Consider the following 20,433-nt stretch of genomic DNA (forward strand, 5'->3'; position numbering starts at 1 on the left):
AGATCATGGGTTTGTTCGATAAACTGAAATCTCTGGTTTCTGATGATAAGAAAGACTCCGGAACTATTGAGATTGTTGCTCCGCTCTCCGGCGAGATCGTCAACATCGAAGACGTGCCGGATGTAGTGTTTGCTGAGAAAATCGTTGGTGATGGCATTGCTATCAAACCAACTGGCAACAAAATGGTTGCTCCAGTTGACGGCACCATCGGTAAAATTTTTGAAACCAACCATGCGTTCTCTATCGAATCTGATAGCGGTATCGAACTGTTCGTTCACTTCGGTATCGACACCGTTGAACTGAAAGGCGAAGGCTTCAAACGTATCGCGGAAGAAGGCCAGCGTGTGAAAGTTGGCGACCCGGTCATTGAATTCGATCTGCCACTGCTGGAAGAAAAAGCCAAGTCTACCCTGACGCCGGTTGTTATCTCCAACATGGACGAAATCAAAGAACTGATCAAACTGTCTGGCAGCGTCACCGTGGGTGAAACCCCGGTTATCCGCATCAAGAAGTAATTCTTGCCGCACAGTAAAATGGCGCCTTCGGGCGCCATTTTTGTTTATGCGGGGAGGATTAGCTCGTCATACCCTTTCGACTGCGTATACAGCATCACGTCAGTCACCCGATCGCCGGCCATACGGATGGCATCGGCAACGGTTTTCCCCTCAACAATGCCGCTCACCAGTTCCGAGCAGAACAGATCGCCCGTTCCTTTCAGATCGGTTTCCACGCGCGGATGCGCGCTGACGGTAACCCCCTCACGCGTGACCAGCACCACGTGGATGTTTTGCGGATCGTCAGCCACCGGCGCGCTGGTGATGGCCACCCATTTCAGGGTATCGGAGAGCAATCCCTGCGCTGCTGCAATCGCGCTTTCCGGCGTACGACACGGTTTGCCGCTTAAGACTTCCAGTTCGTAGACGTTTGGCGTAATCCCCTGCGCCAGCGGCAGCAGGTGCTCCCTATACGCTTCGGGAATATCGGGCTTCACGTACATCCCGCTGTCGATATCGCCGATAACCGGGTCGACCAGCACCAGCAGGTCTGGATGCTGCGCTTTAACCGCCTTCAGCCACTGCGCCAGCAGGACAATCTGGCTGGCGCTGCCCATATAGCCGGTTGTGACCGCTTTAAGCTCGCGCAGGATCTCGCGCTCTTCCAGCGCCTTCAGATAGCCGCTGAACCACTCATCGGGGATTACCCCGCCGTAAAAGGTGTCATAGTGCGGTGTGTTGCTAAACAGCACCGTCGGTACGGCGGTGACGTTCAGCCTGTGGGTACGAATATTCGGTACCGCGATACTGTTCCCGACGCTGCCGTAAACCACCTGCGACTGCACCGCGACAATGTCGGTTTGCTGCGCCCGGGTGTTATCCCGGAATAGAATCATCTCCATGACGCTTAAATCCCCGCCCCCTGCGAATAACTCTCTTCACCAAAAACGCCGGTCGACAGATAGCGATCGCCGCGGTCGCAGATAATCGCCACCACAACGGCACCGGGATTCTCCTGCGCTACCCGAATCGCGCCTGCCACCGCGCCACCCGAACTAACCCCGCAAAAGATGCCTTCACGCACGGCCAGTTCACGCATGGTATTCTCCGCCTCGCGCTGATGAATATCCAGCACCTGATCCACCAGCTGCGCATTAAAAATGCCCGGCATATATTGCGCGGGCCAGCGGCGAATACCCGGAATGCTGCTCCCCTCTTCCGGCTGCAGCCCAACGATGGTGACGGCTTTCGCCTGCTCGCGCAGAAAACGCGACACGCCGGTAATGGTGCCGGTGGTACCCATGCTGGAGACAAAATGGGTGATTCGTCCGTCGGTTTGCTGCCAGATCTCCGGGCCGGTGGTGGTGTAGTGGGCGTAAGGGTTGTCCGGGTTGTTGAACTGATCGAGCAGTTTACCCTCGCCGCGCTCGGCCATGGCTAATGCTAAATCCCGCGCGCCTTCCATTCCCTGCTCTTTGGTCACCAGAATCAGTTCGGCCCCGTATGCACGCATCGCGGCGCGGCGCTCCTGGCTCATGTTGTCCGGCATCAGCAGCTTCATACGGTAGCCTTTCAGCGCCGCAATCATCGCCAGAGCGATACCGGTGTTGCCGCTGGTGGCTTCGATCAGCACATCGCCGGGTTTGATTTCACCGCGCTTTTCGGCCTGGACGATCATCGACAGCGCCGCACGATCTTTTACCGACCCGGCCGGGTTATTGCCTTCGAGTTTGACCCAGATTTCACTGCCGTTAGCTGGCCCCATGCGCTGAAGCTTGACCAGAGGGGTGTTGCCGATGGTGTGTTCGAGTGTGTTCACGATTTTTACTCAATAAAAAAGCCGGGTGGCGCGCAGCGATCCCGGCCTACAAGACGCAGTTTTAGCTGTAGGCCCGGTCAGCGCAGCGCCACCGGGCGATAAACATCCTAATAACCTATCAGGCTGACTCCGCCAGAGCAATATCCTCGCGCGTCTCGATGCGCTCATTTCCGTGATAAATACGGGCATGCTGCAGACCGACAAACAGGCGCTCTCCGCGGTGCGGCGGGACATCGTCGCGCATCACGACGGTCAGCGGCTCGGTATACCAGCCCAGCGGTTGTACCACCAGTTGGGTGTAATGTCCTTTAGGGCTCGCTTCCAGCACCTGCACCGGCAGCGGTGAATCCAGGCTGGTTCGGCGGCTTACGTCCACTTCCCACGGACGCAGGAACAGATCGACCGGGCCCTGGTGCGCGGAGGTATAGCCCAGCGGCCAGCGGTGCGCCCCGACATGGAATTGACCGCCGCGAATGGTGCCCTGCAGACGGTTGACCTCGCCCATAAATTCCAGCACGAAACGGGTCGCCGGTTCACGCCACAGCTGTTCTGGCTCGTCAACCTGTTCAATGTTGCCCTGGCTCATGACCACCACGCGATCCGCGACTTCCATCGCCTCTTCCTGATCGTGGGTCACGAACACGCTGGTAAACTTCAGCTCTTCATGGAGCTGACGCAGCCAGCGGCGCAGCTCTTTACGCACCTGCGCATCCAGCGCGCCGAAGGGTTCATCCAGCAGCAGAATTTGCGGTTCAACGGCTAACGCACGCGCCAGCGCCACGCGCTGTTTCTGCCCGCCGGACAGCTGCGCCGGGAAACGGTCCGCCAGGTGAGCCAGCTGTACCATCTCGAGCAATTTAGTCACTTTCGCCTTAATGGTTGCCGCATCCGGGCGCTCGCGGCGCGGCAGCACGGTCAGGCCAAAGGCGATGTTGTCAAACACGGTCATGTGGCGGAACAGCGCGTAGTGCTGGAACACAAAACCGACCTTACGGTCGCGGGCATGCAGACGGCTCACGTCGGTGCCGTGGAAGCGGATATGTCCGCTGGTCTGATGCTCAAGCCCGGCGATAATGCGCAGCAGCGTGGTTTTACCCGAGCCAGACGGCCCCAGCAGCGCCACCATTTGTCCGGAAGGGATATCCAGCGAGATATCATTCAGCACCTGGGTGCGACCAAAAGACTTCTTAATATTGGCAATCTCAATGCTCATGATTTCCCTCCTGATGCTGACGTTTTTCCTGATTTTCTAAACGCCACTGCACCACACTCTTCAAAAACAGGGTCAAAATGGCCATCAGCGTCAGCAACGCTGCGGCAGTAAAGGCGCCGATGGTGTTGTAGTCCTGCTGCAGCAACTCAATCTGCAGCGGCAGCGACAGGGTTTCACCGCGAATGGAGCCGGAGACGACGGAAACGGCACCGAACTCGCCAATTGCGCGGGCGTTGGTCAACACCACGCCGTAAAGCAGCGCCCAGCGGATATTCGGCAGCGTCACGCGGCGGAACATCTGCCAGCCTGACGCGCCCAGCAGCACCGCCGCTTCATCTTCGTTGCTCCCCTGGCTTAACATCACCGGTACCAGCTCACGCACCACAAATGGACAGGTGACGAAGATGGTGACCAGCACCATGCCTGGCCAGGCAAACATGATCTGCAGGTTATGCGCATCCAGCCAGCCGCCCAGCGGACCGTTGGAGCCGTAAAAGAGCAGATACACCAGACCCGCCACCACCGGCGAGACGGCAAAAGGAATATCCAGCAGGGTGAGCAGCAGCTGACGTCCCGGGAAGTTAAAGCGCGTCACCAGCCACGCCAGCAGAGTACCGAACACCAGGTTCACCGGCACGGTGATCAATGCAATCAGCACGGTCAGCCAGATGGCATGGAGCATATCCGGGTTCGCCAGGTTTTCCAGCGCGGGCATCAGTCCCTTACTGAACGCCTGAACGAAGATATAAATCGTCGGCACGACGAGAATGAGGGCGGACACCAGCACGCCCGCCCCAATCAGAAACCATTTCCCCCAGTTAATACGGGGCACATCGTATCGCTTCAATTGCGTAACTTCCGCCATCAGTGACCTACCACACGTCGACCAAAGCGACTTTGCAGAGTGTTAATCGAGTACAGCAGCAGCAGCGAGGCCGCCAGGATCACCGAAGCAATCGCACTCGCCGCCGGATAATCAAACTCCTGCAGACGGATGAAAATCATCAGCGAGGTCACTTCCGTTTTCCAGGCGATGTTCCCGGCGATAAAAATCACTGCGCCGAACTCACCGAGGCTGCGGGTAAACGACAGCGCAATACCCGCCATCAGCGCCGGGGAGAGCTCCGGCAGAACCACCTTGCGGAAACTCTGCCAGCGCGTGGCACCGAGCGTTTCCGCCGCTTCTTCATATTCCGGCCCCAACTCTTCCAGCACCGGCTGCACGGTACGCACCACAAACGGAATACTGGTAAAGGCCATCGCTACTGCGATACCGAGCCAGGTATAGGTCACCTTGATGTCAAACTTCGCCAGCCACTCACCGTACAACCCGTTCACGGAGAAGAGCGACGCGAGGGTTAAGCCAGCAACCGCCGTTGGCAGCGCAAACGGCAGATCCATCAGTGCGTCAAGCAGCGTACGGCCCGGGAAGCGATAGCGGGTTAAGATCCACGCCATCAGCAGGCCAAACACGCCGTTAAAAATGGAGGCGACAAACGCTGACAGGAGCGTCACCTTATAGGCCGCCACCACCTGCGGGTTGGTGACGACTTCCCAGTACTGCGCCCAGCTCATCTGAGCCAGCTGCATCACCAGCGCGCTGAGCGGCAACAACAGGATCAGGCAGACGAACAGCAGGCTGGTCCCGAGGCTTAAGGTAAAGCCCGGCAGCACGCGTTTAGTCGATACTGCAAACATTACTTACGCCCCGCCGCCAGCAATTTGTCTAACTCACCGCCGCTGGCAAAGTGCGTTTTCATTACATCAGGCCAGGAGCCGAAATGGTCTTCCACGCGGAACAGCGTGGTCTGCGGGAATTTATCTTTCAGTTTGTTCATCACGTCCGGGTTATTCACGCGGTAGTAGTAATCGGTGATGATGGTCTGCGCCTGCGGGCTGTACAGGTAGTTGAGATAGGCTTTTGCCGCTTTCTCGGTGCCGTTTGCCTGCACGTTTTTATCCACCCACGCTACCGGGAACTCGGCCAGGATGTTGGTTTTTGGGATAATCACCTCAAAGCCCTGCGCCTCATACTGTTTGCGGATGTTGTTCACTTCCGATTCAAAGCTAATCAACACGTCGCCCAGACCGCGCTCTGCGAAAGTCGTGGTTGCGCCGCGTCCGCCGGTATCAAACACTTCGACGTTTTTCAGGAACTGGGTCATGAACTGCTCGGTTTTCGCTTTGTCGTTACCGTCAGCCTTGTCCGCCGCGCCCCACGCCGCTAAATAGGTGTAACGCGCGTTACCGGAGGTTTTTGGGTTTGGGAAGATCAGCTTCACGTCAGAACGCACCAGGTCGCTCCAGTCGTGGATATTCTTCGGGTTGCCCTTGCGCACCAGGAAGCCCATGGTGGAATAGAACGGCGAGCTGTTGTTCGGCAGACGGCTCTGCCAGTCCGCCGGGATCAGCTTGCCTTTGTCGTGCAGGATCTGCACATCAGTGACCTGGTTGTAGGTCACCACGTCCGCTTTCAGCCCCTGGAGGATCGCCAGCGCCTGCTTGGACGAACCGGCATGGGACTGCTTGATGGTCAGCTTATCGCCGTTATTGTCTTTTGCCCACTGCTGCTCAAACGGGGGATTAAGGGCGGCGAACAGCTCGCGGGAGACATCGTATGAACTGTTCAGCAGCTCAGTCGCCTGCGCCTGTGCCACCAGCAGTAAACCTGCCAGCGCCAGAGTTCCTTTTTTCAGTACAGTAACGGCCATTGCGCACCCTTATAAATGTGATGACTATCTTATAGTCATAATATTTATAACGGGGATGAAAGGAGTAACGGTTTTATATACCGTTTGGTGATTTACAAGCAGAAAAGGGAATAAGGGTGCGGGGAAAATTGCCGGGTGGCGCTAACGCTTACCCGGCTTACGTATGGAGAGCGGTTTTACAGCGCCAGCAAACGCTCCACGGACGGCGCGAAGTAATAGCCGCCGGTCACGGGTTTGGTGAAGCGCAGCATGGCGTCACGCTTGCCGTCGGTATCGCCGAACATGCTCAGCAGCTGCTGCTCAATGTTGTGCAGGCGCGCGCAGTAGGCGCAGAAGTAAAGGCCGTGCGTGCCGCTTGCTGTGCCGTACGGCAGGCTCTGGCGGACAATCTTCAGCCCTTTGCCGTCTTCCTTGAGGTCAACGCGGCTCAGGTGCGAGGTGACCGGACGCTCATCGCCGTCGATCTCTTCGTTGGCTTCTTTGGTACGGCCAATCATCATCTCCTGGTCATGCACGCTCATGCGGTTAAGCTGCTTGAGGTTGTGCTCCCAGCGCTGCACGAACACATAGCTGCCGCCCGCGTCCACGCCGTCTTTGATCACCGCCACTTCACGACGCGTCTCTTCACCCGCCGGGTTTTCGGTTCCGTCGACAAAGCCGCTCAGATCGCGCTCTTCGACCCAACGGAAACCGTGCACTTCTTCCTGCACGTCGATGCTGTCGCCAAAGGCCGCTATCGCCGCCTGCGCAACGGAGAAGTTAACGTCATGACGCAGAGAGAGGATGTGGATCAGCACGTCGTACTGCGTTGCGGGCGCAAGGCCTTTGCCGTAGGGAATGAAGTCTTTCAGCTCTTCCGCCCCTTCGCCACCGCTCAGCTGACGCCAGACGTTATTGCCAAAGGCGACAACGGCGCCGAGGTGGGCTTCCGGGAACGTAGCCTGGAAGGTCGCCAGCTTATCAATGAACGCTTTACTGGCCGCACGCAGGGCATCCACGTCCCCTTTTACATTGGCTTCAATCCAAATCGCCGCGCGGCAATGTTCTGGCAAAATGCCACTCTGAACCTGAGACATCGCTCCTCCTGAAATAAAGATGCCACGTCAGCGTGGCATGGATGGCGGGTATTATACCCGGATTTCAGCGAGGCGGTTTGTTCCGGCGCAAATTACTGCTGCCAGATAATTTTGCTCACTTTCCAGTTCTTCAGCGTGTCGTCCGACGGCATCAATCCTTCCGGACCGCTCCAGGTGCCGGTAAAGACATAGCTGATGTGCTGGCTGCCTTGCGCCTTACAGGCCACCGCCACACCATCGTCAGAAGGGGCGCTGGCGCAGTTGCCAAAGGCCTGTTTATAGAGATCGCTAAACGGCGTTCCTATCTTCACGCCGCTGGCGGTCGGAATGGCCTCATCCAGCACCGTAACGCGGTTTACCGTGCCTTTGTCACCGTTGATCACCAGCGCCAGCGTGTCGCCCTTCAGCGCTTCGTAATAGCGAACAATGTTACCATTCTCGGTTTTCATGCCGCTGCGCAGGCGATAATCACTGCTCAGGGCGTCCTGAATAGCACCCTGATCCAGCGCCGTCGCGGCGGTAATGTTCCCCACGCCCTGCTCAGTCACTTCCGTTGATGAGCCAAACCAGTTCCACGGATACGCAGCGGACCAGTTAATGGAGGAGAGCGTAGAACAGCCTGTCAGGGCCAGCGGGAGAGCGCATAAAAGTAAACGCAGCGATTTCATTGAAACGTCCTTACGTGTTAAATCAACGCTTGTTGGAGTGCGACTTCTGCAAAAAGTGCCGTATTAATCATCCTGATGGGCGAAACAGGCGCGAAGACGCGGATTGGTCAGCAGCCACAGCAGTGCCACAATATCCGCCACCACCAGCGCAATGCCAATGCCCGTAAGCGGCTCACCGTACCACCAGAGTACCGGCTGCCAGAAGAGCAGCGCAATCTGAGCGAGGATCAGCAGCCAGCGCAGCGTCCGCCACAAGCGTGGGATCGTCTGGCGTCGGCCGCTGCACAAAAAAGCCACCACCGCCGGTACGCCCGGCAGTAAGCCGAGCCAGAACGCATCGTGATCGGGATAGAAGAGATTCAGCAGCGTATCGCCCTGCCCGCGCGACGCGGCGGCCATCACAAACAGCACCCAGGTACGGGCCTGAAGCAGCAGAACGCACCAGAATAAAAAGGGCAACCTGACGCGACCCTGCGCGTCATAATCTGCCGGATGGATCTCAGTACTCTTCATCTTCGATCAGACGCTTACCTAAACTCAGCACGTCAGAATGTTCATAGCCCAGACGCTCGTACATGCCCAGCACCACGTCGTTATCTTCCCGTACCATGATCTGGATTTTCGGACAGCCGCGGGCGATCAGCTTCTTCTCGAGACGATTGAGCAGCGCGTTGGCAATACCGCGCCCCCGGTATTCCGGGTGAACGCCCAGATAATAGGCCGAGCCGCGATGACCGTCATAACCGCCCATTACCGTGCCTACGACTTCGCCGTTGACTTCCGCAACCAGAAACAGACTGACGTCGTGATTCACCTTCCGCTCTATGTCCATTTCCGGATCGTTCCACGGACGCAGCAGATCGCAGCGCTCCCAAAGGGTGATCACCTCTTCGAAATCTTCCTGGCGAAAAATGCGTATCTCCATGGTATTAACCGCCTTTTCGGGTTTAAAAACAGTGATTATGGCGTGAACCGTGCCTTTAGCCAATAACCGGGGAAAATCTCGCCAAAATTTGGCATAATGTCACTTTGTCACGTATTGAAATGAAAAGTAAAACAATTCTCAATAAGGACTGTCGTAACGCTAAACGCGATACGATATAACACCAGGACCCCATTTTTTAGTATTCAGGCCGCATGAGCACATTCAAACCATTAAAAGCACTCACATCGCGTCGTCAGGTTCTCAAAGCGGGGCTGGCGGCCTTAACGTTAACGGGCATCGCAAAGCAGGCTCAGGCAAAAGACGAGAGCACGCTCAAAACCAGTAACGGGCACAGCAAACCCAAAACCAAAAAACCCGGTGCGAAGCGTCTGGTGATGCTTGACCCGGGCCACGGCGGAATTGATACCGGCGCCATCGGCAAAAACGGTTCGAAAGAAAAACACGTCGTGCTGGCGATTGCAAAAAATGTGCGCGCAATTTTACGCAGCAACGGCATTGACGCCCGTCTGACGCGCTCTGGCGACACCTTTATTCCGCTGTATGACCGGGTGGAGATCGCCCACCAGCACGGCGCGGATCTGTTTATGTCGATTCACGCCGACGGCTTTACCAACCCTTCAGCGGCGGGCGCCTCGGTGTTTGCGCTGTCCAACCGTGGCGCCAGTAGCGCCATGGCGAAATACCTCTCCGACCGTGAAAACCGGGCGGATGAAGTCGCCGGGAAAAAAGCCACCGACAAAGACCATCTGTTACAGCAGGTGCTGTTCGACCTCGTACAGACGGATACGATCAAAAACAGCCTGACGCTCGGCTCGCACATCCTGAAGAAAATTAAGCCGGTGCATCGTCTGCACAGTAAAAGCACCGAACAGGCGGCATTTGTGGTGCTGAAATCACCGTCTATTCCGTCCGTGCTGGTGGAAACCTCGTTTATCACCAACCCGGATGAAGAGCGTCTTCTCGGCACCACGGCGTTTCGCCAGAAGATCGCCAACGCCATCGCCTCCGGCATTATCAGTTACTTCAACTGGTTCGATAACCAAAAAGCGCACTCCAGGAAACGTTGATGAAACCCAATGCTCAACTGGTTAAAACCTTCCTGCTGCAGCTGCAGGATGAGATTTGCCGCAAACTGGCCGCCGCGGACGGCGGTGAATTCCAGGAAGATAACTGGCAGCGTGAAGCCGGCGGCGGCGGGCGCAGCCGGGTGCTGCGCAATGGCGGTATCTTTGAACAGGCGGGCGTGAATTTCTCCCACGTCCACGGAGATGCCATGCCCGCGTCTGCGACCGCGCATCGTCCTGAACTTGCGGGCCGCAGTTTTGAAGCGATGGGGGTCTCGCTGGTGGTGCATCCACACAACCCGTTTGTGCCGACCAGCCACGCTAACGTCCGCTTTTTCATTGCGGAAAAACCGGGGGCCGATCCGGTCTGGTGGTTTGGCGGCGGTTTCGACCTTACGCCCTACTACGGTTTTGAAGAGGATGCCGTGCACTGGCACACCACCGCGCGGAACCTCTGCCTGCCGTTTGGCGAAGACATCTACCCGAAGTTTAAAAAATGGTGCGACGACTACTTCTACCTGAAGCATCGCGACGAGCAGCGCGGCATTGGCGGGCTGTTCTTTGACGATCTGAACACGCCTGATTTTGATACCGCGTTCCGCTTTATGCGCGCGGTGGGCGAAGGGTATACCGACGCTTATCTGCCCATCGTCGAACGCCGTAAAGACACTAACTACGGCGTGCGCGAGCGCGAATTCCAGCTCTATCGTCGCGGGCGCTACGTGGAGTTTAATCTGGTGTGGGATCGCGGGACGCTGTTTGGCCTGCAGACCGGCGGGCGCACGGAATCGATTTTGATGTCGATGCCGCCGCTGGTGCGCTGGGAGTACTGCTACGAGCCAAAAGAAGGCAGCCCGGAGGCTGCCTTGCGTGAGTTCCTGAAAGTACGCGACTGGGTTTAACTGCCGGATGGCGCTGCGCTTATCCGTCCTGGTCAACCCGTAGGTCGGGTAAGCGAACGCGCCACCCGACACCACGCGCTTACAGCGGCTGGGTCTGCGCCTCAACCACCGCCAGGGCCACCATATTCACGATACGGCGCACAGAAGCAATTGGCGTTAACACGTGCACCGGTTTCGCCACGCCCATCAGCACCGGCCCTACGGTCACCCCTTCAGAGCTGGAGACGCGCAGCAGGTTGTAGCTGATACGCGCCGCTTCCACGTTCGGCATAATCAGGATATTCGCCGATCCTTTCAGCGGGCTGTCCGGCATACGTTCGTTGCGGATGCTTTCCACCAGTGCCGCATCACCGTGCATTTCCCCGTCAATCATCAGCTCCGGCGCGCGCTCGCGCACCAGCGCCAGCGTCTCACGCATTTTGCAGGCCGCCGCAGATTTAGACGAACCAAAGTTAGAGTGCGACAGCAGCGCCACCTTCGGCTCGATACCAAAGCGGCGCACGGTCTCTGCGGCCATCACGGTGATTTCCGCCAGCTCGTCCGGGCTCGGATCGTCGTTAACGTAGGTGTCAGCGATAAAGGTGTTGCCGCTCGGCAGCAGCAGGGCATTCATCGCCCCGGCGGTATGAACCCCGTCACGATAGCCGAAGATCTCCTGCACCACGCTAAAGTGCTCGTGATAATCGCCGATGGTGCCGCAGATCAATGCGTCCGCTTCACCGCGATGGACCATAATCGCGCCGATCACCGTCGTGTTGCTGATGACGGCTTTCTGCGCCTGCTCCTGGGTGATCCCCCGACGCTTCATGATCGCGTAGTATTCGCTCCAGTACTCTTTAAAGCGCGGATCGGATTCGTTGTTGACGATTTCGAAGTCGACGCCCGGCTTAATCTGCAGACCCAGCTTCTGAATGCGCATCTCAATCACGCTCGGACGACCAATCAGGATCGGCTTCGCCAGACCTAAGGTGATCAGCTCCTGGGTAGCGTGCAGCACGCGCGCCTCTTCCCCTTCCGCCAGCACCACGCGCTTCGCGTCAGCACGCGCCTGCGAGAAGATCGGCTTCATGAACAGGTTAGTTTTATAGACAAACTCGGTGAGCTTATCGATGTAAGCGTCAAAATCCTGAATCGGACGCGTCGCCACGCCGGAATCCATCGCCGCTTTGGCCACCGCTGGCGCAATTTTGACAATCAGGCGCGGGTCAAACGGTTTAGGAATGATGTAGTCCGGGCCAAAGCTCAGATCCTGATCGCCGTAGGCGGAGGCCACCACTTCGCTCTGCTCGGCGTGGGCCAGTTCCGCAATGGCGTGCACGGCGGCAAGCTTCATCTCTTCGTTGATCGCCGTTGCGCCAACGTCCAGTGCGCCGCGGAAGATGAACGGGAAGCAGAGCACGTTGTTGACCTGGTTCGGGTAGTCGGAACGGCCGGTACAGATAATGGCATCTTCACGCACCGCTTTCGCCAGCGGCGGCAGAATTTCCGGCTCCGGGTTCGCCAGGGCCAGGATCATTGGCGCGCGCGCCATCTTCTTCACCATCTCCTGGGTCAGCACTTTCGGGCCCGAGCAGCCGAGGAAGATATCCGCGCCGTCAATGACGTCCTCGAGCGTGCGCTTGCCGTCGTCTTCGACCGCATACGCCGCTTTGGTTTCCGCCATGTTGGGCTCGCGGTCTTTATAGATAACGCCTTTAGAATCACAGACCACGATGTTGTGCTTCTGCATACCCAGCGCCACCAGCAGGTTCATACAGGCGATGGCCGCCGCACCTGCGCCAGAAACCACCATGCGCACGTCAGAGAGATTTTTTTCTACCACGCGCAGGCCGTTCAGAATCGCGGCGGTGCTGATAATCGCGGTGCCGTGCTGGTCATCATGGAACACGGGAATGTTCATACGCTCGCGCAGCTTCTGCTCGATATAGAAACATTCCGGCGCTTTGATGTCTTCCAGGTTAATCCCGCCGAAGGTCGGCTCCAGCGCGGCCACCACGTTAATGAATTTGTCAGGATCAAGCTCGTCCACCTCGATATCAAACACGTCGATACCGGCGAATTTCTTGAACAGCACGCCTTTCCCTTCCATCACCGGTTTACCCGCCAGGGCACCGATGTTACCGAGACCGAGTACCGCCGTACCGTTAGAGATAACGGCCACGAGGTTGCCGCGCGCGGTGTATTTGTAGGCCGCCAGCGGGTCTTTTTCGATTTCCAGACACGGTGCCGCAACGCCTGGCGAATAGGCCAGCGCCAGATCGCGTTGGGTTGCCAGCGGCTTGGTTGGGGAGACCTGGATTTTGCCCGGGACAGGGAACTCGTGAAAATCGAGGGCACTCTGTTTTAACTGATCGTCCATCTTGTTATTCCTTTTACGTATCGGTCAGATAGTATCGCCTCAGGACAGCACATAAACTTTGAAGGCTGCCAAACTCTCACCATCACACATTAAAAATTGTTATCAATTTATAACAGCCATGTTACCCGTCTCAAAAGCAATGCCTCCCCCGTCTGCTATGCTTTTTTGTTAAGTCCATCATGATTTTCTCAGAAGTGTGAACTAACGCACTCATCTAACTCTTTTATTTCCAAGGAGTAATCATTTATGAACCAGCTAGACGGCATCAAACAATTCACTACCGTGGTTGCAGACAGCGGCGATATCGAGTCGATTCGCCACTATCAGCCGGAAGATGCGACCACCAACCCTTCGCTTCTGCTCAAGGCTGCCGGGCTTGCCCATTTTAGTCATCTGATTGATGACGCCATTGCCTATGGTAAACAGCGCGGGAAAACGCAGGAGCAGCAGGTCGCCGAAGCCAGCGACAAGCTGGCGGTTAATTTCGGTGCGGAAATTCTGAAAAGCATCCCGGGACGCGTCTCCACCGAAGTGGACGCCCGCCTCTCGTTCGATAAAGAAAAGAGCATCAATAAGGCCCGCCGCCTGGTCGAACTCTACCAGGAACAGGGGATCGATAAATCACGCATTCTGATCAAACTGGCGTCGACCTGGGAAGGCATCCGCGCGGCAGAGGTGCTGGAAAAAGAGGGGATCCACTGCAACCTGACGCTGCTGTTCTCCTTTGCTCAGGCACGCGCCTGTGCCGAAGCCGGCGTGTTCCTGGTCTCACCGTTTGTCGGCCGCATCTACGACTGGTATCAGGCGAAACAGCCGATGGATCCGTACGTGGTGGATGAGGATCCGGGCGTGAAATCGGTCCGTAATATCTACGACTATTACAAGCAGCACCGCTATGAAACCATCGTGATGGGGGCCAGCTTCCGCCGTACCGAGCAGATCCTCGCCCTGGCCGGCTGCGACCGTCTGACCATCTCCCCTAACCTGCTGAAAGAGCTACAGGACAAAGAAGAGACGGTTATCCGCAAGCTGATCCCCACCTCTACCGTGCTGCCAAAACCGAAAGCCATGACCGAAGCCGAATTCCGCTGGGAGCACAATCAGGACGCCATGGCCGTGGAAAAACTGGCGGAAGGTATCCGCCTGTTCGCCGTTGACCAGCGCAAACTTGAAGATCTTCTCGCCGCCAAACTTTAACCTTGCCACGGAGTGAACTATGTCCCGTAAAGAGCTAGCCAATGCCATTCGCGCCCTCAGCATGGATGCCGTGCAAAAAGCCAATTCCGGCCACCCCGGCGCGCCAATGGGCATGGCTGATATTGCCGAAGTGTTGTGGAACGACTTTCTGAAACACAACCCCAATGACCCCACCTGGTACGACCGCGACCGTTTTATTCTCTCCAACGGCCACGCCTCGATGCTGCTCTACAGCCTGCTGCATCTTTCCGGCTATGATCTGCCGCTCGAGGAGCTGAAAAACTTCCGCCAGCTGCACTCAAAAACGCCGGGTCACCCGGAAATTGGCTATACGCCTGGGGTAGAAACGACCACCGGGCCGCTCGGTCAGGGGCTGGCTAATGCGGTCGGGCTGGCGATTGCCGAGCGCACGCTGGCGGCGCAGTTTAACCAGCCGGGGCACGACATTGTCGATCACTACACGTACGTGTTTATGGGTGACGGCTGTCTGATGGAGGGGATTTCCCATGAAGTCTGTTCCCTGGCGGGCACCCTGGGGCTGGGTAAGTTGATTGGCTTCTACGATCACAACGGTATCTCCATCGACGGGGAAACCGAGGGCTGGTTCACCGACGACACGGCAAAACGCTTCGAAGCCTACCACTGGCACGTGGTGCATGAGATCGACGGCCACGATCCTGAGGCGGTGAAAAAAGCGATTCAGGAAGCGCAAAGCGTGAAGGACAAACCGTCGCTGATTATCTGCCGCACGGTTATCGGCTTTGGTTCACCGAACAAGGCCGGCAAGGAAGAGGCGCACGGCGCGGCGCTGGGTGAAGAGGAAGTGGCGCTGACCCGGCAAAAACTGGGCTGGAAACATCCGCCGTTTGAGATCCCGAAAGAGATTTACCGGGCGTGGGACGCCCGTGAAGCGGGTGAAAAAGCCCAGCAGGCCTGGAACGAGAAGTTTGCCGCATACAAAAAAGGACACCCGGAACTGGCCGCCGAATTCTCTCGCCGCATGAGTGGTGGCCTGCCGGAAGACTGGGACGATAAAACCCAGGCGCTTATTGAAAACCTGCAGTCCAACCCGGCGAAAATCGCCACCCGTAAGGCTTCGCAAAACACGCTGAATGCCATTGGTCCGCTGCTGCCCGAACTGCTTGGCGGCTCGGCGGATCTGGCCCCAAGTAACCTGACCATCTGGTCCGGCTCGAAATCGCTGAAAGAGGACATTGCCGGGAACTACATCCACTACGGCGTGCGCGAATTCGGGATGACCGCCATTGCCAACGGCATCGCTCATCACGGTGGTTTCGTGCCCTACACCGCCACCTTCCTGATGTTTGTCGAATATGCCCGTAACGCAGCGCGCATGGCGGCCTTAATGAAGGCGCGACAGATTATGGTCTATACCCATGACTCCATTGGTCTCGGGGAAGATGGCCCCACGCACCAGGCGGTTGAACAACTGGCGAGCCTGCGCTTAACGCCAAACTTCAGCACCTGGCGTCCGTGCGATCAGGTTGAAGCAGCGGTCGGCTGGAAACTGGCGGTGGAGCGCCACAATGGCCCAACGGCATTAATTCTGTCACGCCAGAACCTGACGCAGATTGAACGCACCCCGGAGCAGGTGAAAAATATCGCCCGCGGCGGCTACATCCTGAAAGACAGCGGCGGCAAGCCGGACGTGATCCTGATTGCGACCGGTTCAGAGGTGGAAATCACGGTGAAAGCGGCGGAAAAACTGACCGCCGAAGGTCACGCGGTGCGCGTGGTATCCCTGCCCTCAACGGATATTTTTGACGCCCAGGATGAGGCGTACCGTGAGTCGGTGCTGCCCTCTAACGTCGCGGCGCGCGTGGCGGTTGAAGCCGGTATTGCCGACTACTGGTACAAATATGTCGGCCTTAAAGGGGCGATTGTGGGCATGCGCGGCTACGGTGAGTCCGCCCCTGCCGACAAGCTGTTCCCGTATTTTGGTTTCACCGTTGAGAACGTGGTAGAGAAGGCGCTGAGCGTGCTGTAGTGCGGTATGTTTATTGTCGGGTGGCGCTATCGCTTACCCGGCAAAGCTAACGCGTGATCCACAACGTGGGCCAGGCATCTGGCCCATTCCAGTTATCGCAGCTGGGCTCCTCGGCATAACGCACCAGGCGGAAACGCTGGCCGTCAAAACGCCAACGCGTCTGGATGCCACAATCTCCCAAACCGCGCCCGAGCGCCAGCGTGGTCAGTTCGCGCGTCTTCTCATCGAAGCTGGCGTTCATTAACTCCATTTCACTGCTGCCACTCGACGGCGTAAACGGCAGACGTAGCCTGACGCTGCGGGCAGAGAACGGTTTTTTACGTGACACCAGCCATGCCAGATCGACGGTGTTATAGGCCCCCGCCTCGCAGCTGACGATCAACAGCGCTTTTTCATCGGTTAATGCGGTGACGCGCACTTCGCGGCGGTTAGGATCCAGCGAGCACTGGCTGCTGTTCATCCGCCCGGTGCCATAATCCAGCAGGTCATTCAGTTCGGCGTGGGAAAGCGGTGTTGGAGTAGGATTAACGGTCGCCACCTTTTTCAGGGCGGGTGCGGGCGGCACGCTTAACGGCGGATCGTCACCTTTCTTAATCCACGCGGTTTCACTGCCGACACGCTTTTGCTGGGCATCAATAAACAGCAGCGCGGCTTTCAGACCGCTCAGGGAAATCACCTGCTTACCGCCGCGCAGGGTCAGGGCCTTCCCTTCCTGAATATTTTTCAGAAAGGCGGTGATGGTGGCCGCGTCGTCCGTTTTCAGGTGCCATGGCGTGAGCTGCCAGCGCTGCTTGTCCAGCTTCAGAGGCACATTGTCCAGCAGCAGCCGGGTGGCAATCTCCGGCTCTTTGACGGAGGGCGTATCCAGCCCGCCGAGATCGATACGCAGCGTGGCATCCGTTTTCGCGCCGGCGCTTCGGGTGAGCGTCATGACCAGCCCCCGGTGTTCGCCGGTGTTGCGGGCCAGGCAAAAGTTCTGGTTATTGCAGGTCACCTGCCAGTCAGAGAAAGCTTGCTGAGCAGGCGCAGCCCGCACCTGAGGCGCGAGGAGCAGACAAAACAGGGAAAATAAAAAGACGCTATAGCGCATGAATGACACAATCCCGGAACGAAAACGCGTAACTGGGCAGTATCTTCGTGTTCCGGCCGGGTCGTCTCAATCGGATTTATCGGATAGATTTATCCGAAAAACACTCTACATCCGTTCGAAAGTGGTATTCATTAAGCCGGTACTCTGCAAATACTGCAGCAATATCACTGCTTTACCATCCCTGATTTCGCCTGAACGCATCATTTCCAGCGCCCGGGAGAAAGGCAACTCCAGCACCTCGATATCTTCATCCTCCACGCCACCGCCCCGGTGCGTACGCTGGGCGTCGCTGTATTCCGCAATGAAGAAATGGATAAGTTCCGTGACGCCGCCTGGGGACATGTACAGCTCAAAGACCTTTTTGACCTCGCCCACTTCAAAGCCGGTTTCTTCTACGGCCTCTTTGCGGATGCAGACTTCCGGCTCATCGTCATCAAGCAGGCCCGCGCAGGTTTCAATCAGACGTCCGTCAGGGTTGCCGTTTACCCACGTCGCCACCCTGAACTGACGGATCAGCACCACGCTCTGCTTTTCACGGTTATAGAGCAGAATTGTCGCCCCGTTACCCCGGTCGTAAACCTCGCGCTTATGGCGGATCACTTCACCGTTATTACGCGTAAGATCGTAGGTGATGTTACGCAGGACAAAGTAGTTTTCTGAGAGAATTTTGTCTTTGATAACGTCAATTTTCAGGGTCATACGGGCTCCACGACATAATGAGTGGTCCTATACTACGCCGTGAATCCCGCTTTGTCGCCCGCCGCTTCAATGATGTTTCGGAGCGCTAACCCCAAGCCAGTCGAGTATCCCTTGCGCCGCATGACGCCCTTCCGCCATCGCGGTCACCACCAGATCCGCGCCGCGAACCGCATCACCGCCGGCGAAAATATGTGGGTTGCTCGTCTGGTAACGGTAGCGGCTTTCGACCGAGGCCACGATGCGTCCCCACTCATCCGTTTCAACACCCTGCGCTTGCAGCCACGGCATCGCGTGCGGGTTAAAACCAAACGCCATGATCACCGCATCAGCCTCCATTACAAACTCGCTGCCGGGCACCGGAACGGGCCGACGCCGTCCCTGCGCATCCGGCTCACCGAGCCGGGTTCGCAGCATCCGGATACCGTTGACCTTCCCGTCAGGAGCCTGCGTCAGCTCAACCGGCTGGACGTTAAATTCAAATGCCGCCCCCTCTTCTCTGGCATTCTTCACCTCTTTCTTCGACCCCGGCATGTTGGCCTCATCCCGGCGATAGGCGCAGGTCACCTTCGCGGCGCCATGGCGTAGCGCGGTACGTACGCAGTCCATGGCGGTATCGCCCCCACCAAGCACCACCACGTTCAGCCCACGGGTATCGATGAACGGTTCGCTGGCCGTTGCGTCCAGCCCCATCACATGCCGCGTGTTACCCACCAGGAAAGGCAGCGCGTCATAGACCCCTGGCGCATCTTCATGCGGGATACCGGCCTTCATCGAGCGATAGGTGCCCACGCCAATGAACAGGGCGTCGTACTCGTCCTTTAACTGTGAAATCGACACGTCCTTGCCCACCTCGCAGTTCAGCGCAAAGCGGATCCCCATCGCGGTAAATATCTCCCTGCGCCGCGCAAGCAGCGATTTGTCCAGCTTGAATGCCGGAATGCCAAAGGTGAGTAAACCGCCGATTTCCGGATGCCGGTCATAGACCGTCACGCTCACCCCGCTGCGCGCCAGCACGTCGGCGCAAGCCAGCCCGGCAGGACCGGCGCCGACGATCGCGACACGTTTACCCGTCGGCGTGACGGCGGACATGTCCGGCTGCCAGCCCATCGTCAGCGCCCTGTCGGCGATATAGCGCTCGATGTTGCCGATGGTGACGGCCCCCGCCTCATCACGAAGCGTGCAGGCCCCTTCGCATAACCGGTCCTGCGGGCAGACGCGGCCGGTTATTTCAGGCAAGCAATTGGTCTGATGAGAAAGTTCGACCGCGCCGGCAATATCCCCCGCATTCAGACGCTCAATCCACTGCGGAATGTGGTTGTGCAGCGGGCAGGTCCATTCGCAAATGCTGTGCTCTCCGCACTTCAGGCAGCGCGACGCCTCGCGGGCGGCCTGTTCGGCCCGAAACGGCAGGTAAATTTCGTGAAAATGGCACACGCGTTCCGCAGCGGGCAGTTTGTCTGGCTCGCCGCGTGGCAGGGACATCTGCATCTGCTGCAGTTTGCTGCGCGGAAGATCGTCTCTGCCGACCTCCCCATGCCAGGGCTGGACCGCCAGGCAGGCCGCACGCTGGCGGCGCGATTTGACTAGCGTGTTCAGCACGGCAGGTGTCGCAAGGGAGAGGACATCAGCCGGGCAGTTTTCGATACAGGCCGGGCCCTGTGGACGCGTCAGGCAGAGATCGCATTTATTCGCCGAGGCCTTCACGCCGCCGTGGTCGAGCGGGGTGACGATGATCTCCATCGTGCCAAACGGGCAAGCCACCGCGCAGGCCTTACAGCCGATGCATTTTTGTTGATTCACCTGTACGCTGTCATCGCGTTTGCTGATGGCGCCGTTCGGGCAGCTCTGCGCGCAGGGCGCATTTTCACAATGATGACATGTGACGGGGCTTCGCTTCCCGCCGGACCTCAGGACCGTAATACGGGGATGAAAATGGCGCTCGCTCAGAACGTGTTGCTCACCGTTGTGCGCCATGACGCAGGCCACTTCGCAGGCGCGACACCCAATGCATTGCTGGCTGTTAGCCATAATAAAACGATTCATAACCACACCTGTTTTTGCTTCAATATCCTTATTCTTTATAAGAGTATGGTATTTACGCATCACGGCGCGTTCGGGCAATGTGCAAATGCCCGGAAGACCCAATTATTTCCAGTGAACCTGTGGCAGATCAATTTTATTCAGAGA

At 57.6% G+C, this 20,433-nt stretch carries 19 protein-coding genes; 5 read left to right on the forward strand and 14 right to left on the reverse strand.

Going from position 1 to position 20,433, the window contains the following annotated elements:
* Nucleotides 1-5: 5 nt before the first annotated feature.
* A complete protein-coding gene (crr, locus tag GM298_RS13515; RefSeq protein ID WP_003861316.1) occupies nt 6-515 on the forward strand; it encodes a PTS glucose transporter subunit IIA in 510 nt (169 codons plus the stop codon).
* 44 nt (nt 516-559) lie between these two features.
* Here the strand turns inward: crr and pdxK are convergent, their stop codons facing one another.
* The 10 genes from pdxK to GM298_RS13565 form a co-directional block, all read right to left on the reverse strand.
* Entirely contained in the window at nt 560-1,396 is an 837-nt protein-coding gene (pdxK, locus tag GM298_RS13520; RefSeq protein WP_095449844.1) for a pyridoxine/pyridoxal/pyridoxamine kinase, read from the reverse strand.
* 5 nt (nt 1,397-1,401) lie between these two features.
* Nucleotides 1,402-2,313: a cysteine synthase CysM gene (gene cysM / locus GM298_RS13525; protein ID WP_266154249.1), complete on the reverse strand. Its 912-nt coding sequence runs from the start codon at nt 2,311-2,313 to the stop codon at nt 1,402-1,404.
* 118 nt (nt 2,314-2,431) lie between these two features.
* Nucleotides 2,432-3,526, reverse strand: a complete 1,095-nt coding sequence (cysA, locus tag GM298_RS13530) for a sulfate/thiosulfate ABC transporter ATP-binding protein CysA (protein WP_023615695.1) — start codon at nt 3,524-3,526, stop codon at nt 2,432-2,434.
* Nucleotides 3,516-4,391, reverse strand: a complete 876-nt coding sequence (cysW, locus tag GM298_RS13535) for a sulfate/thiosulfate ABC transporter permease CysW (protein ID WP_025758780.1) — start codon at nt 4,389-4,391, stop codon at nt 3,516-3,518. Before cysW ends, cysA begins: the two co-directional genes overlap by 11 nt.
* Nucleotides 4,391-5,224 (reverse strand): sulfate/thiosulfate ABC transporter permease CysT, encoded by an 834-nt coding sequence (cysT, locus tag GM298_RS13540; RefSeq protein WP_025758782.1) that lies wholly within the window; start codon nt 5,222-5,224, stop codon nt 4,391-4,393. Before cysT ends, cysW begins: the two co-directional genes overlap by 1 nt.
* On the reverse strand, nt 5,224-6,237 hold the full coding sequence (locus tag GM298_RS13545) for a sulfate ABC transporter substrate-binding protein (RefSeq protein ID WP_025758783.1): 1,014 nt from the start codon (nt 6,235-6,237) through the stop codon (nt 5,224-5,226). The genes cysT and GM298_RS13545 overlap by 1 nt, the downstream gene beginning before the upstream one ends.
* Before the next feature lie 176 nt (nt 6,238-6,413).
* A complete protein-coding gene (locus tag GM298_RS13550; protein WP_045286559.1) occupies nt 6,414-7,313 on the reverse strand; it encodes a Dyp-type peroxidase in 900 nt (299 codons plus the stop codon).
* Between the two features lie 92 nt (nt 7,314-7,405).
* Complete coding sequence (locus GM298_RS13555) at nt 7,406-7,981, reverse strand: RpoE-regulated lipoprotein (RefSeq protein ID WP_252087562.1); 576 nt, start codon at nt 7,979-7,981, stop codon at nt 7,406-7,408.
* Between the two features lie 63 nt (nt 7,982-8,044).
* Entirely contained in the window at nt 8,045-8,494 is a 450-nt protein-coding gene (locus tag GM298_RS13560; RefSeq protein ID WP_126800248.1) for a DUF2919 domain-containing protein, read from the reverse strand.
* Nucleotides 8,481-8,906 carry a GNAT family acetyltransferase gene (locus tag GM298_RS13565; RefSeq protein WP_025758789.1) on the reverse strand — a complete coding sequence of 142 codons (426 nt, stop codon included), beginning with the start codon at nt 8,904-8,906 and terminating at the stop codon, nt 8,481-8,483. Before GM298_RS13565 ends, GM298_RS13560 begins: the two co-directional genes overlap by 14 nt.
* 212 nt (nt 8,907-9,118) lie before the next feature.
* Between GM298_RS13565 and amiA the strand changes: the two genes are divergently transcribed.
* Nucleotides 9,119-9,994 (forward strand): N-acetylmuramoyl-L-alanine amidase AmiA, encoded by an 876-nt coding sequence (gene amiA, locus GM298_RS13570; protein ID WP_045286561.1) that lies wholly within the window; start codon nt 9,119-9,121, stop codon nt 9,992-9,994.
* Complete coding sequence (gene hemF, locus GM298_RS13575) at nt 9,994-10,893, forward strand: oxygen-dependent coproporphyrinogen oxidase (protein WP_095449846.1); 900 nt, start codon at nt 9,994-9,996, stop codon at nt 10,891-10,893. Before amiA ends, hemF begins: the two co-directional genes overlap by 1 nt.
* A gap of 79 nt (nt 10,894-10,972) precedes the next feature.
* On the opposite strand, the gene maeB is transcribed toward hemF, so the two are convergent.
* Complete coding sequence (gene maeB / locus GM298_RS13580; RefSeq protein ID WP_025758794.1) at nt 10,973-13,252, reverse strand: NADP-dependent oxaloacetate-decarboxylating malate dehydrogenase; 2,280 nt, start codon at nt 13,250-13,252, stop codon at nt 10,973-10,975.
* A gap of 246 nt (nt 13,253-13,498) precedes the next feature.
* On the opposite strand from maeB, the gene tal reads away from it, so the two are divergent.
* Nucleotides 13,499-14,449, forward strand: a complete 951-nt coding sequence (tal, locus tag GM298_RS13585) for a transaldolase (protein WP_025758795.1) — start codon at nt 13,499-13,501, stop codon at nt 14,447-14,449.
* 19 nt (nt 14,450-14,468) lie between these two features.
* Nucleotides 14,469-16,457 (forward strand): transketolase, encoded by a 1,989-nt coding sequence (gene tkt / locus GM298_RS13590; protein WP_266154251.1) that lies wholly within the window; start codon nt 14,469-14,471, stop codon nt 16,455-16,457.
* Nucleotides 16,458-16,503: 46 nt separating this feature from the next.
* Here the strand turns inward: tkt and GM298_RS13595 are convergent, their stop codons facing one another.
* From GM298_RS13595 to aegA, 3 genes are all read right to left on the reverse strand, one after another.
* Nucleotides 16,504-17,547, reverse strand: a complete 1,044-nt coding sequence (locus GM298_RS13595; RefSeq protein WP_095452161.1) for a DUF1176 domain-containing protein — start codon at nt 17,545-17,547, stop codon at nt 16,504-16,506.
* A 105-nt stretch (nt 17,548-17,652) separates the two neighbouring features.
* Nucleotides 17,653-18,246, reverse strand: coding sequence for a GDP-mannose pyrophosphatase NudK (gene nudK / locus GM298_RS13600; protein ID WP_025758800.1), 594 nt, complete (start codon nt 18,244-18,246; stop codon nt 17,653-17,655).
* 66 nt (nt 18,247-18,312) lie between these two features.
* Nucleotides 18,313-20,289, reverse strand: a complete 1,977-nt coding sequence (gene aegA, locus GM298_RS13605; RefSeq protein ID WP_266154253.1) for a formate-dependent uric acid utilization protein AegA — start codon at nt 20,287-20,289, stop codon at nt 18,313-18,315.
* Nucleotides 20,290-20,433: the final 144 nt, after the last annotated feature.

Source organism: Enterobacter sp. HSTU-ASh6, from assembly GCF_026319105.1.
GTDB classification, from domain to species: domain Bacteria; phylum Pseudomonadota; class Gammaproteobacteria; order Enterobacterales; family Enterobacteriaceae; genus Enterobacter; species Enterobacter sichuanensis.

Excerpts from the sequence above, each read along its gene's own strand:
- tal (WP_025758795.1), top strand. The coding sequence starts at position 13,499 with ATGAACCAGCTAGACGGCATCAAACAATTCACTACCGTGGTTGCAGAC.
- crr (WP_003861316.1), top strand. The coding sequence starts at position 6 with ATGGGTTTGTTCGATAAACTGAAATCTCTGGTTTCTGATGATAAGAAA.
- GM298_RS13555 (WP_252087562.1), bottom strand. The coding sequence starts at position 7,981 with ATGAAATCGCTGCGTTTACTTTTATGCGCTCTCCCGCTGGCCCTGACA.
- tkt (WP_266154251.1), top strand. The coding sequence starts at position 14,469 with ATGTCCCGTAAAGAGCTAGCCAATGCCATTCGCGCCCTCAGCATGGAT.
- pdxK (WP_095449844.1), bottom strand. The coding sequence starts at position 1,396 with ATGGAGATGATTCTATTCCGGGATAACACCCGGGCGCAGCAAACCGAC.
- amiA (WP_045286561.1), top strand. The coding sequence starts at position 9,119 with ATGAGCACATTCAAACCATTAAAAGCACTCACATCGCGTCGTCAGGTT.
- maeB (WP_025758794.1), bottom strand. The coding sequence starts at position 13,252 with ATGGACGATCAGTTAAAACAGAGTGCCCTCGATTTTCACGAGTTCCCT.
- GM298_RS13560 (WP_126800248.1), bottom strand. The coding sequence starts at position 8,494 with ATGAAGAGTACTGAGATCCATCCGGCAGATTATGACGCGCAGGGTCGC.
- cysT (WP_025758782.1), bottom strand. The coding sequence starts at position 5,224 with ATGTTTGCAGTATCGACTAAACGCGTGCTGCCGGGCTTTACCTTAAGC.
- cysA (WP_023615695.1), bottom strand. The coding sequence starts at position 3,526 with ATGAGCATTGAGATTGCCAATATTAAGAAGTCTTTTGGTCGCACCCAG.
- aegA (WP_266154253.1), bottom strand. The coding sequence starts at position 20,289 with ATGAATCGTTTTATTATGGCTAACAGCCAGCAATGCATTGGGTGTCGC.
- nudK (WP_025758800.1), bottom strand. The coding sequence starts at position 18,246 with ATGACCCTGAAAATTGACGTTATCAAAGACAAAATTCTCTCAGAAAAC.
- GM298_RS13565 (WP_025758789.1), bottom strand. The coding sequence starts at position 8,906 with ATGGAGATACGCATTTTTCGCCAGGAAGATTTCGAAGAGGTGATCACC.
- GM298_RS13545 (WP_025758783.1), bottom strand. The coding sequence starts at position 6,237 with ATGGCCGTTACTGTACTGAAAAAAGGAACTCTGGCGCTGGCAGGTTTA.
- GM298_RS13595 (WP_095452161.1), bottom strand. The coding sequence starts at position 17,547 with ATGCGCTATAGCGTCTTTTTATTTTCCCTGTTTTGTCTGCTCCTCGCG.
- cysW (WP_025758780.1), bottom strand. The coding sequence starts at position 4,391 with ATGGCGGAAGTTACGCAATTGAAGCGATACGATGTGCCCCGTATTAAC.
- GM298_RS13550 (WP_045286559.1), bottom strand. The coding sequence starts at position 7,313 with ATGTCTCAGGTTCAGAGTGGCATTTTGCCAGAACATTGCCGCGCGGCG.
- hemF (WP_095449846.1), top strand. The coding sequence starts at position 9,994 with ATGAAACCCAATGCTCAACTGGTTAAAACCTTCCTGCTGCAGCTGCAG.